Annotated in this window: 10 protein-coding genes; 2 read left to right on the plus strand and 8 right to left on the minus strand. The window is 37.3% G+C overall.

The annotated features are described in order from the left end of the window. Positions 1-34: 34 nt before the first annotated feature. The 6 genes from ACO05S_RS05040 to ACO05S_RS05065 all read right to left on the minus strand — a co-directional run bounded on the left by ACO05S_RS05040 (position 35) and on the right by ACO05S_RS05065 (position 8,628). Positions 35-1,012 (minus strand): ROK family protein, encoded by a 978-nt coding sequence (locus ACO05S_RS05040; RefSeq protein WP_421920439.1) that lies wholly within the window; start codon positions 1,010-1,012, stop codon positions 35-37. Between the two features lie 112 nt (positions 1,013-1,124). Next, positions 1,125-3,452 (minus strand): glucosamine-6-phosphate isomerase, encoded by a 2,328-nt coding sequence (locus ACO05S_RS05045; RefSeq protein ID WP_421920440.1) that lies wholly within the window; start codon positions 3,450-3,452, stop codon positions 1,125-1,127. 102 nt (positions 3,453-3,554) lie between these two features. Beyond that, positions 3,555-4,853, minus strand: coding sequence for a sugar MFS transporter (locus ACO05S_RS05050; RefSeq protein WP_421920441.1), 1,299 nt, complete (start codon positions 4,851-4,853; stop codon positions 3,555-3,557). 75 nt (positions 4,854-4,928) lie between these two features. Next, positions 4,929-5,828 (minus strand): nucleotidyltransferase family protein, encoded by a 900-nt coding sequence (locus tag ACO05S_RS05055; protein WP_421920442.1) that lies wholly within the window; start codon positions 5,826-5,828, stop codon positions 4,929-4,931. Between the two features lie 127 nt (positions 5,829-5,955). Next, entirely contained in the window at positions 5,956-7,182 is a 1,227-nt protein-coding gene (locus ACO05S_RS05060; RefSeq protein ID WP_421920443.1) for an ROK family protein, read from the minus strand. Between the two features lie 462 nt (positions 7,183-7,644). Continuing rightward, complete coding sequence (locus tag ACO05S_RS05065; protein WP_421920444.1) at positions 7,645-8,628, minus strand: DUF4097 family beta strand repeat-containing protein; 984 nt, start codon at positions 8,626-8,628, stop codon at positions 7,645-7,647. A gap of 169 nt (positions 8,629-8,797) precedes the next feature. Here ACO05S_RS05065 and ACO05S_RS05070 point away from each other — a divergent pair, with 169 nt between their 5' ends. Next, positions 8,798-9,469 (plus strand): ferredoxin--NADP reductase, encoded by a 672-nt coding sequence (locus ACO05S_RS05070; RefSeq protein ID WP_421920445.1) that lies wholly within the window; start codon positions 8,798-8,800, stop codon positions 9,467-9,469. Between the two features lie 18 nt (positions 9,470-9,487). Continuing rightward, positions 9,488-10,534 (plus strand): 23S rRNA (adenine(2503)-C(2))-methyltransferase RlmN, encoded by a 1,047-nt coding sequence (rlmN, locus tag ACO05S_RS05075; RefSeq protein ID WP_421920446.1) that lies wholly within the window; start codon positions 9,488-9,490, stop codon positions 10,532-10,534. Positions 10,535-10,613: 79 nt separating this feature from the next. On the opposite strand, the gene ACO05S_RS05080 is transcribed toward rlmN, so the two are convergent. Beyond that, complete coding sequence (locus tag ACO05S_RS05080; protein WP_421920447.1) at positions 10,614-11,633, minus strand: LacI family DNA-binding transcriptional regulator; 1,020 nt, start codon at positions 11,631-11,633, stop codon at positions 10,614-10,616. 412 nt (positions 11,634-12,045) lie between these two features. Further along, positions 12,046-13,437, minus strand: coding sequence for an aldehyde dehydrogenase family protein (locus ACO05S_RS05085; protein ID WP_421920448.1), 1,392 nt, complete (start codon positions 13,435-13,437; stop codon positions 12,046-12,048). Positions 13,438-13,524 lie beyond the last annotated feature (87 nt).

Below are 13,524 nucleotides of genomic sequence, written 5' to 3' on the forward strand. Positions count from 1 at the left end.
CTGTCAATCCGATTCGGACTTTGCATAGAATAAGCTAAGCCGATTTAAGTTTTGAAATTATTCTTTCATCGTTCCAAATTAAGGCTGCGGCTCCTAAGATACCGGCATTTTCGCCCAATTGCGATGGCAGTAATTTAATCTTATCCTTGTAAAGAAACAAGAGGTTATCTTCCATCACTTTTCTAACCGGATCGAATAGTAAATTGCCTGCTTTGGCCAATCCTCCAAACAAGAAAATTGCCTCGGGAGCTGTTACTGATGCAACATTTGCCAAGGCTTCTCCAAGCATTTTACCTGTGTATTTGAATGTTTCCAATGCAACCAAATCACCTTGCTTTGCAGCTTCGGCCACCATTTTTGCATTCAAATCATTAAATGGAATATCGCGTAAAGCACTATCCCCTAAATGCTTTGCCAACAACTTGTACACGGTTCTTTTTACTCCTGTAGCCGATACATAGGTTTCCAAACAACCTTTTCTGCCGCAAGCACACTCTCTTCCACCGGGGCGAACAATTACATGCCCAACTTCACCGGCAAAACCTTCGTATCCATACAACAAATCGCCATTTACAACAATACCACTGCCTAATCCGGTTCCCAAGGTAATTACCATAAAATCGGACATATTTTGGGCTCCACCAAAAATCCTTTCCCCTAAAGCTGCTGCATTGGCATCGTTGGTAACTTTTACCGGAACAGCAAGTTTTTCATTAACCAATTTAGCAATTGGCAGTGTTCCCCGCCATCTTAAGTTTGCAGCATTTTCGATTGTTCCGGTACGATAACTGCCATTCGGTGCACCTATACCTACACCTACAATATCAATAAGCTTATTGGTATGGTTTAATGATTGTTTGATTTCGTTTACCAGATCATTAATATAATCCCCAAAGCTATGCCTTGTTTGCGTAGGAATACTTCCTTCAGCTAATATCTTACCTAAAGAGTCAATACATCCAAATGCAGTATTCGTTCCTCCAATATCTATTCCTATTGCTATTTCAGTCATTCTCAGGTTCTATCTTTTTCGTTTTACTTGCAAAGCCAGTCAGCCTATAATACCTCTAAAAATCGGATCGAAGAGATACTCCTCTCCGATCCTACTATACATTCTTAAATCTTTAGAAAGGATTCTCTTCCACAGCTCGTTCCAGGTCTTTAGCCATGTCAACAAACTCGTTTGCAGACATTTGTTTCATGTATACCAAACCGTGAGTTGCTCTAACCAATGGATTATTGTTCTCGTAGAAGAAGTTTTTGCCCAGTAAAAGTTGAATTTGCTTTAATTGCTGCACCCATACTTTTTGAGTTAGCTCATTGAACTTCCCATCGTACTCGTAACTTGGAAAGGAAGCATTTACCTGACTCATGTAACATTCGGTAAACGAATTTTCAAGCACATCGAGGGCATTTAAGGATACAGGAACAATATAATCGGCATCAGCCGAGTGATATTTAAACCAAACATTTCGGTACCCGATAATTCTTAATTTCGAAAGATCTTCTTCTTCTCCCCACTCTTTTACAGCTCCTGCAATTGCCTGCAATACTTTGTAATGGGTATCAGGTCCACTTCCTTCAGGATCCATAGCCAAACTGATGGTTGTGGGCTTGTACTTTCTGAATTCTTCCAGAACAGGAAGCATATCTCTATTCTTTTCGGGCAGTTCTGTAAAGATATCTCCTTTATAGAATCCCAATCGCAAGTGATGGACATTGCGAACCGGAATTCCAAAGTGAGCCCACACCAATTCCTCCTCGAACTCCCGTACCATTCCTTTCATTTTCTGAACCTCAGCTGAGTTCTTTCCGCCATCATAAGAATTTTCCAATTCATCAATTACACTAGCAATCACTTCAATTAAATGATTCTTATCCTGAACTTTCCAGATACCAACAAGCGAACGAATTACACGGTGGCACAAACCTCTACGCTTCCCTTTTTCGTTTCTGCCGGCAACCGAATTCAAGAAATGAGATACATCCTTATCCCATTTTTTGCTATAACCTAGTTCAAAGAAATCAGGATACTCAAGCATTTGAATTTCACCTTTGGCAATAAATTCCTGACATTCTTTTAAAACGCCAATAATAAAACGATTTGTAACAGCAGTAAAACCAGAGGTCAATACCGAAAAGTGAATTTCGTTACTAGCCGAACGCATCTGACGATTTGTATAAGGCATAATTCCCAGCATGATATCATCGTGGTGGGGGCCTGTATGATAAATTACCTCGTCAGTATCAGCTTTCATCCCTTTTTCAAGCTTTACTTTTATTGAATCAATTACCGATTGTACCGTTCCTTCGTTCAGATTTGGAATTAAGCTGGTATATGGGTCGGTCTTAAGATCTTGCATGGTAAGATGGTGACCATATTTATTGATTTTCTGACACAAATCGATAATCGCTTTCTCCGTTTTGGTATGTGTCCATTCACCAGTTCTGTAGTACTGATTTACGCTATCGGTAAGCTTACAAGCAGCTCCTGTTGTTAAATAAAAACGACTGTTTTTCTGACGCTGAAGTACCGAGGCTGGATACACTGCATCCGGCTCGCTTTCCAATGAGCCTTTTACGATATCCGCTTTGGCTTCACCAGCTGCAAATATGATTGAAACAGCATTAGGATCGTGGGTAATGGTATCCAATCCAATCGTAATCACCAATCGGTTTCTTGATACCTCGATTCCTCCCAAATCACCCGCTGCAACCGCCTGTGTTTCGAAATTTGTTTTGGTTAATCTTGTGGTGGAATAGTGATCCGACCCACGGGTATTAAAGGCAATGTGACCATCAGGTCCAATTCCGCCAAGAAAGAATCCAATTCCTCCTTTTTCGCGTATTTTCTGTTCGTATTGCGTACACCAATTGTCAATCATAAAGATTGATTCTTGCTGCATTTTTTCATCATCGCTGCTTGCTTCACGGTAACGAAGCGACAGATCGATATTGTAATCAGGGAAAATTTCCAGAAAGGTTTTGTTGTCTGCCAAAGGAATCTCATCCGAGTTAATCAGCAAAGCATTTTCTTTCTTTAAGCCAAATCCTTCGATGTAATACTTCATCACATAGTTGTAAAAACTATTGTGCTGACGTGGGTCGATAGGATAGAACTCGTCGATTTGCACAAACTGTAATCCACTTAAATCTGGCTTAGCCATATTGCCTAATCCATACTGCTTTCGAATTTCAATTCCTTTTTTATTGTCCCAATTCTCAAGCAAGAATTGGGTGTATTTGATAAAATATTCGGGAGTCTTACCCGTAGGTAAACTGATTACTCCCTGAGGGTTCTGCTCCGCCCATTCTAGAAATCGAAGCGATGTAATTAAACCTAATTTAGGAAAGTTATCAACCGTTAGGTAAGGGATTTTAGTTGACATTTCCTGCACTCCTGATAATTCATAGAATGCTTGCTCTACTCGTGATTCGAATCTTTTTTCCATTTCTCTCTATAAAATCTATTTCGGTTGAATCTCCACCACACAAGGAGAAAACGACTTGTTATCTATGAGTTAGCTATAGCTTTTAAAGAATTTACTAAGGCACTACTGTTTGGTTCCAATATTGTTTGCTACAAATTTCCAGGATCTTATTTTGTATCCTTTTAATGCGTAAAACAGAATAAACAAGTAACAGGGAACCATAATCCAATAGGCTTGTTGAGTTGAGAATACGTCTGATAAACCACCCCACAGTAATGGTATGATTGCACCACCCGAGATTGCCATGATTAACAAGGCCGATCCGGTACTGATAAAACTGCCAAGTCCTGATAAAGCCAAAGGCCAAATTGCCGGCCACACCAAAGCATTCGACAATCCAAATAATGCCACAAAAATCACAGAAGTTAAACCTGACGTAAAAATTGCTCCTATAGCGAAAATCAAACCTAAAATTGCTGATGCCTTTAGAGCAAAACGTTGGCTAATTACAGTAGGAATTAGTGCAACACCTAACAAGTAACCCACAACCATTGTTACCATTGTATATGAAGTAAAGGCTTTTGCGGTATTTAGCTCAATCCCCAAGGATAATCCGTAGTTGATAATTGTATCGCCAGCTATCACCTCGGCTCCTACATAAAAGAACAATGCCAATACACCTAAAATCAGATGAGGAAAATCCAGAATACTTTTCTTTACCCTTGCATTCTCTTCAAGCTCTGACTCCTCTTTTTCAGTATCAATTTCAGGCAGAGGAGCCAAACGAACCCCTATTCCCATTATAATTAAAACGGCTGTCATTACCAAGTATGGATTAATTACTCTGGCAGCCAAAGAATCCAGTGCTGCAATTTTTGCTGTAGCATCCAATGTCTTTAAGCTTTCAACAAAAGCATCACCATCATTTAAAATGTAGTAAGCTAAGATAAGTGGAGCCATTGCCCCTGCAAATTTGTTACAAATTCCAAGGATACTGATTCTTCGAGCGGCACTTTCTTTAGGACCAATTATGGTTACATATGGGTTCGATGCAGTTTGCAACAAAGCCAAACCTGTTCCCATTACAAATAATCCGGTAAGGAAAATCTCAAAAGTTCGTGCCATAGCAGCAGGAATAAAAATAATCGTTCCTATGGCCATCACCCACAAACCAATCATCATCCCATTTTTAAAGCCCGTTCTTTTCAGCACCCAAGCTGAGGGCAAAGCCATAATTGTATATGCGATATAAAAGGAAAACGCTACAAAAAGGGCTTGAAAGTCTGATAATTCGCAGGCTATTTTTAAGTAAGGAATTAGAATTCCATTCAGCCATGTTACAAAACCAAATATAAAGAAGAGGGCACCAATTATAATCATTGGTAAAATGAAGCTTTTAAATGAAGTTTGAGAAGTATTCATTTTTTAATTTTTTTAGTTCTTGAATTCATCTGTCTTTTTTTCATTGGCATGATATGCTTTTAAGATAAAGGATATCTATTTCCACAATTGATTTGGATACTCCCCTGCTTCAATTAATGCTTTAATTGCCCGAACTGCCTTTTCCTTATCCTCTTTGTATGTTACTCCAAACCATTGTGAGTTGGAACTTAACACCTTAAACTGTATGGCATTTGTTTCAATTAGCGATGTCACAACTGAAGGAATGTAGAATTCTGATTTTAGTTCATTTCCTTTTTCTGTAATAAAACTCTTAAACTGTGAACTTATGTGGTCGAAAACATTTGGAGTAAAGCCCCAAAAGTTCATCGATACAGTTGCATCTTCAGGCAATGAATACCATCTGTTATTTTCCAAATAAGCGATATGTTCAGGTAATTTCTCGATATGTGTTCTTTCCACAACATTCACCAGATGCTCGTGCTCATCTGCTTTACAAATGCCTCTTGAAACCGATCCATTTTCAGAAATTGTATTCTTTAATAAATAGCCAAGCATACAGTTCTCCTTTTCAGTTGCTCCATTTAAAAGAAAATCAGCCATTGTATGAAAAGCATTGGCTCCATAAAAATCATCTGCATTAATTACTGCAAACGGTTCTTTAATAACATCTTTTGCCATTAAAACAGCATGAGCTGTTCCCCAGGGCTTTTCTCTATCTTCACGATATGTTGTTCCCTCAGGCACCTTAAAAATTTCCTGATTTACAAATTGCAGTTCAATCCTACCATCCAGCTTGCTTACGAATCGTCTTTTAAAATCTTCCTCGAATTGTTCACGAATTACAAAAACAATTTTCCCAAATCCTGCTTTTATTGCATCATAAATAGAATAATCAATAATTGTCTCACCTGATGGCCCTATGGGATCAACCTGTTTTAAACCACCATAGCGGCTTCCCATACCTGCTGCAAGTACTAATAATGTCGGCTTCATGTTGTTATTTTTTTAGTATTAATTATCCAATTGTCTATCATTAAAAAATTGATTCCCGCCCCACACTACTACTACAATTACATGTTAAACCAAAATTTAACAAAGCGGGAATCAATTATTTCTTATATCAATCCAAATTTAACGCGATTCTCATCACATTTGCCATTGTTCCCATTAAGGCAGCATTATCCAGCAAATCGGAACAAACAATCTCTGTTTCTGAACTTATCCTCCTCATAGCATATTTATTCATTGACATGCGTACCGGGTCAAGAACATATTTTCCGGTATGTGCCATTCTACCTCCTATAATTACCATTTCAGGATTCAACAAGTGAATCAGAGTTACCAAACCTTTTCCCAAATATTCACAAATCTGGTTCAATTGATCTATTGCGAATTGATCTTCGGCCTTTATCGCTTCAACAACAGATCTAAGATCTATCTTCTTTCCTTCTTTTTGATACTGTGCAAGTATTGTTGGTTGGCCTTTTTCCATGGCCTTTTTCACATTTTGCACTAAAACCTTTCCGGATGTAAGGGTTTCCAGACATCCTATTTTTCCGCAATGACAAAGCTCTCCGTTCGGTTCGATAGGAATATGCCCAAACTCACCCGCAAATCCATTTTTTCCGGAATGAAGTTCACCATTCAAAATCATACCAAGACCAATTCCATTAGTCAAATTCAAACAAAGAACATTTTCTTTATCAATTGCTTTTCCAAAAGCTTTCTCACCCAATGCCATAATCCTGGCATCATTATCCAGTAATACATTCAGGCCTATTCGTTCAGCTAAATAATTGGCCAAGCCATTTGCGGCTACCGACAAGTGGGTATAGCTTAATCCTAGCTTAGCATCTACCAAACCCGGAATCGAAACACCAATGGAAAGATACCTCTCTTTAGGAACATCTAATTTTGAGATCAGCATTTCTATCATTTCTACTAAGGCAAGCAAATACTCTTCGCTATCTTCCAAATCAAAATACTTAATTTCCTCCTTTTGTATCTGATTATTTGACAAATCAAAGACCGCCAGATTTAAGGTGTGTAAATTAATTTCTACACCTATTACATACTGATAGTCTGGATTAATACAAAAAAGATTCGGGCGTCGCCCACCTATCGATTCACCAACGCCACTATCCAAGAGCATCCCATATCCAATTAAATCATCAACCAATGAAGCTACCAATGGCTGACTAATATGAACTGCTTTTACGATTCCGGCTATTGATGTAGCATCATTATAATATAGGTGACGAACAATTTTACGATACTGTTCCTGCTTTCTCTTTACAGAATTAGCAACACCCTCCAGGTTCTTCTCATAGAAAAATTGTATACTCAATTGTCTCTCTTCTAATTAGTATCTTGTATTACCACCACAAATTTATAATATTCTTTCTTTTAAAAGAGCACTTTTATAATTTTTTTTAAAAGATCTTTACTATAAGGCCACTTTTTTAAGGTCATCATTTATAAACATTTGTAGAATAATTGGCATAAGAGTAAAAAAGATGAGGCATATGCACAAAAAGAAAAAGGGTCTAAACCAGACCCTTAATCAAAGAAAACCAATTAATTATGCTATTAAAACCAAAATCCCGGGACACCACTCCCAATTTTTGGGAAACCATTAAAAATGATTTCGTCTGTACATTTACAATCCATAGACCAAAAAAACTTTCCTTCTGTATTTCAGTCTATTAATCTATTTCTGTTTTTTTTAGAAAAGATTAAAGTGTCCGTTTGTATCACATTTCATGTACGCATACGAACAAAAGTCACACATTTTTACCCTACTCATTAACTAATTGTAGGTTTGATCACCCGAACTGCTTTTCCCATGAATCCATATTTCTCCATTGCGCAGATATAATTTCCTGTCTCCTCTTTTATTGCCAGCCCTTAAACTCCCGGAAGATGCAATCAAGTCAAAACTAAGTTGATCAGGATCATTTTTCAATAGCATATCAACATTCCCCGAGGTAGTGCGAAAGTATGATTCTCCAAGTAATACTATATTATGAGCCTGAATATCACCTGAGGTTGCAGTAAGGTGCAAGTAAACCTTAGAATTATCCATTTCCAGATTTCCGGAACTAGACACATTCTTTAACCTTCCCACCAAGTGATCAATTTCCAAATCGCCTGATGTGGTTTCGGAAACCACATCTCCCTCTACATAACTGAACTCGATATCACCGGATGACGCCCGAGTTTTTATATTCCCTACAATCTCCTTTAATTCCTGGTTACCTGATGTAGATTCAATTTCTAAATTTCCAACCAATTTTCTCACCAAAATTTCCCCTGATGAAGTAGAAACATTTAAATCTCCTTTTATATTAAAAGCATTAATGTCACCAGAGCTTGCGCTCAAAAACGTATACTTTGCATTCAATCCTTCACATGATATATCTCCGGAAGAATTTTTCACTTTAACATGAACATTTGATGGAACAGTAAATCGAAGTTCAGATTCAATTCTTCCACTAAAAGAAAATGGAGAATAAACCCAAACGCTCAGCAAATCATTATTTACACTGTATCTTATCTCAAATTTCTTATTTCTTTTAAATGATGATCCTTTAATAATACCATCAAACTTTACATTATCTCTGTTTGTACCTACAATCTCAACATCGCAAAAAGAACCCTTCACTTCAATTTTACTGATCCCTTCAAAATTTTTGTGCTCTTCTGCATAAGTAGTTTGTGAAAATGAACTCACAGAATAAATCATCAACAAACTAATTAGCAATAATTGCCTCAAGCTTTTATTTGTTTTCATTTCTAATATGATTTTATGGAATGATTGATTAAATTCAAGAATACATATTCTTAGACGCTTGAATATGATGAATAGTTACATAGAGGCTATTCTCAATATCAAGAATTAGATCACTATTTAGATCCTTTTTAAATTAATTACTATATTTGCCCTCGCTAAATTGTAAAATATGAATTCAAATACAGATCAAAAGAACAAACTTCAAACAACCAAAATACTTGAAAACAATGAAATATCTCCTGGTGTATATGTTTTAAAATTCAAAAAAATTAAAGAGTTTAAAGCAGGTCAATATGTTGGATTAACAACCGACCTAAGCGTAACTCCAAGACTATATACCATTGCAAGTGGTATTAACCAGGATGAAGTTCATATTCTATATAATTTAAAGGACGATGGTTGGCTTACTCCTAGATTAAGCGAAATTAAGCCTGGTACAGAATTATTCGTTACCGATCCTGAGGGAGATTTTATTGATGATCAATCACCAGCTTGGTGGATTGCCTCAGGAACAGGAATTGCGCCATTTTCTTCTATGTTTCGTTCTGGCTTGAAAAAGGACAAGCTTTTGATTCATGGTGGAAGATTTGCACACTCTTTTTACTTCGAAAAAGAGTTTCTCCCCGAATTAGGCGATAATTATATTCGCTGTTGTTCACAAGAATCCGGTGAAGGTTTGTATAGTGGAAGATTAACCCGATATTTGCAGGAAACCTCGGAGCTGCCAAAAGATTGTAGATTCTTTTTATGTGGTAGCCCTGAAATGGTTATTGAAGTTCGCGATTTATTAATTCTACGTGGTGTTGAATACAATAAAATTGTGGCTGAAATTTACTTTTAATTTGACTGATACTAAAAGATGGGAAAAGATACTCTATTAGGAAAGAGTCTTGATGAATTAACTCAAGTAGTTAAAGAGTTAGGACTTCCCAAATTCACTTCCAAGCAAATAGCCGATTGGTTGTACAAAAAAGATATCAACGCAATTGATGAAATGACAAATTTATCTTTAAAAGCCAGAACGGCTTTAAAAGAAAAGTATGATTTCGGAACAACTGCATCTACCAAAGTACAAGAATCGGTTGACGGAACAAAAAAATACCTTTACCCAACAAATCATGAAAATAAATTTATCGAGACTGCTTACATTCCCGATAAGGATAGAAATACTTTATGCGTATCATCGCAAGTAGGTTGTAAAATGGGATGCTTGTTTTGCATGACAGGTAAGCAAGGCTTTCAGGGCCAACTTACCAGTGGTGAAATTATTAATCAGATTAGAAGTTTGCCTGAAAGGGAAATGCTAACCAATATTGTATATATGGGTATGGGCGAACCTCTTGATAATGTTCCTGAAGTTCTAAAATCTCTGGAGATTCTGACTTCGGATTACGGCATGGCTATGAGCCCAAGAAGAATTACTGTTTCTACAATTGGAATCATTCCGGGTATGATTGAGTTTCTTGATCATAGCGAATGTCATTTGGCAGTTAGTTTACATACTCCATTCGACGAAGAAAGAAAGAAATTAATGCCGGTTCAGAATGTATATCCAATTAAAGATGTATTGCAAATTATTAAGGATTTTGACTTTGGAAGACAGCGAAGAATATCCTTTGAATATATCATGTTTAAAGGAATAAATGACACCTCCACACATATAAAAGAACTTTGTAGAATTCTTGATGGCATAAAATGCAGAATCAATTTAATTCGCTTTCATCCAATTCCTAACACTCCATTGGATGGATCAGATGATCAAACTATTGAATTTTTTAAAGAGCAACTAAATAAAAAAGGAATTACAACCACCATTCGCCGTTCGCGTGGTTTGGATATATTTGCTGCTTGCGGATTACTTTCAACCAAAGAATTGGTAAAACAGCAACAGGAAAAAGATTTCTAATCAGAAGATTACCAATAATATATCCACAAAAAAAAATCCTGCCAGTAAGCAGGATCTTTAATATCTTATTTTTAGTCCTTTATCTATCGCTAGAAGTACGCACAACCAAGTCAGCTTGCACAACCACCTCTTTTATAGCTTTCGAATCAGGCTTATTTTCCAACTGATCGAATAATAATTTTGCAGCCTCTCGCCCAACTTGTTTAGGGTTCTGATCCATTGTAGAAACAGAAGGCTCCATATAACGAGAACGACGACTATTAGAAAATCCTACAACCGCCACCTCTTCAGGAATTTTAAGTCCTAACTCTTTCGCAGCTGCAATAGCTCCAATTGCCAAATCATCATTAATGGCAAAAAAGGCATCCGGACGATTGGATCTCTTTAATAATTCCAAGACAGCTTTTTTTGCATCCTCAACGGTAAAATCACATCTTGAAATCAAGGTTTCGTCAATTGGTAAACCCTTCTCTTCCAAAGCCATTTTATATCCTCTCATTCGGTTTCTTCCGAAAAGCATATATTCAGGCCCTGTTAAAAAAGAGATACGCTTTGCACCTCCTTCAATTAGGTGCAATACTGCCGAGTGAGCTGCAGCCGCATCATCAGCAACTACTTTTGAAACTTCCAATTCTTTTGATGTTCTATCGAAAAGCACCATTGGCACACCCATATCCTGAATTTTATGAATATGATCGTATGTATTTGTGGCACGAGATAAAGAAAGGATAATTCCATCCATTCTCATATTCAGGAATCCATTCACATTCTTCTCCTCTTTTTCCATATTCTCGTTTGAAGAACTAACGAAAACCTGGTAACCGAACTCATCAGCAACTTGCTCAATTCCTTTCACAACCGATGCATAAAACGAGCTAACAATTTGCGGAACAACAACCCCAATCGTGTTTGACTTCTGAGTTTTCAACGCAACAGCCAATGGATTTGGCTGGTATTTAAGTTCTTTTGCCAACTTCTGAACAGCTTCTCTTGTTTGCAAGCTAATTTCAGGGTTGTTTTTTAAAGCACGAGATACAGTTGAAACAGAAATATTCAGTTTTTCTGCAATGTCTTTAATGGTTACGGGTCGGTTTGCCATAATACAAAATTTAATCTTATTTCAATAAATCAGATAAAAAATCATTAAAATCATGACTTTTATCAGTTTATCCAACATCATACAAAGATAGTATAATTTGGATAGCATGAATATTTAGCAACTGACTTTTTCATTCAAATCCAACAAGTATCTTTAATAATTATTCAAGAATAACATTACACTAACATTTGTTTAAGATCGAAGCAACACAAGCTCATACCATCGCATAACGAATTGAATTCTAACAAGAAAACCAAATTTACATTGTTTTTTGCTATTACATTTAATTTTACGCATCTCTGCTAACAATATCCAACTACTACGAACTGGTAGGGTCTTAATCAATAACTAAAACACATTCAAACCAACTCCATTTTTGAGCGTATCCGGCGAAAAACAACCCAACAAATGATTACAATTTACTCGATTTAATCACCATCAACTTTTCGCATGTCATTTCGTGCATTGAATAAGGAATTCCACCTACTCCAATTCCTGATTCATCCCTTCCTCCAAATGGCATCCAATCCACTCTAAACGCTGTATGATCATTCACCATCACAGTAGAGGCATTAAATTGATTCACTGCGTTTAATGCTTTATCGATATTCGAAGTAAAAACTGCCGACTGAAAAGCCAGCGGTAATGAATTCGATAAATCAATTGCTTCTTGCATTTCACGATAGGCATAAACACAAATAACCGGACCAAAAATCTCATGTTGCGATACTTTCGAGTTCTGACATGGATTTAGAAGAACTGTTGGCTCATAGCAAGTATCTAATATCTTTTTCCCTCCACATAGCAATTGTGCCCCATCAGATATGGCTTCTTTCACCCATGTATCAACCCGCTCTACTTCGTAAGTTTCAATAAGAGGTCCTACTTCCGTTTCCGGATCAAGAGGATCGCCAACTTTTAAGTTTTTAGCAATAGAAACCAACTGCTCACAAAACCTATCTACAATTCCTTCCTGAACAAAAACACGCTGTACCGATACACAAACCTGACCAGCATGGTAAAACCCTCCTTTTGCCAAAGCGGGAATGGCTTCCTCCAAATTTGCATCAGCTTCAACAATTACCGGAGCTGAGCCTCCATGTTCAAGCGCACATCTTGTACCTGGAGCCAATTTCGAACGCAAATTCCAACCTACTTCTGCCGAACCTATAAAGGATAAATAATTCACGCGTTTATCTTCTACCAGATTGCCGGCATTTGTTCTATCACAAATCACAAAATCGACCCAATCCTCAGGCAAACCCGCTTCTTCCATCATCTTCACCAACTCGATGGCCGACATTGGTGTACTGGTAGCTGGTTTAATCAACACAGGGCATCCCACGGCAAAAGCTGGAACAACCTGATGCACTGCCAGATTAAGCGGATGATTAAATGCACTGATACTAAGAACCACGCCTATGGGTTCGCGCATGGTAAATCCCCAACGATTAACAGAAGCAGCAGTTGTTCCCATTGTAATTTGTTCGCCTTTCATCTGTCCGATGTGCTCTATTGCCAATTGCACTCCATTAATGGCACGCAACACTTCCACCTTACTATCCTGATATGGCTTTCCTCCTTCGGCTGCCGCAATTTTCGTTAACTCTTCAACCCGAGTTTGCATGATGGCCTTTGTCTTCTCCAAAATTGCTATTCGTTCAAACGGCTTTAAGCATCGCGCTTTATCCTGAAAAAGTGCATATGCCTTTGCTATTTTTTCCTCGACCTGATTGCTGTCAAGCAAGGGAATTTCTTTTATCAAACTCCCATCAAATGGTGATTTTACTGATATTGTGCTCATTGTGTGTGTTTCATATTTTACCAAAACAAAATACACGTTTTTGTCCTGAATTTAAGCATGAAGCCTGCAAAAGATCAATCCAAACTA

The sequence above is a fragment of the Marinifilum sp. genome (assembly GCF_965230805.1).
Taxonomy (GTDB): Bacteria; Bacteroidota; Bacteroidia; order Bacteroidales; family Marinifilaceae; genus Marinifilum.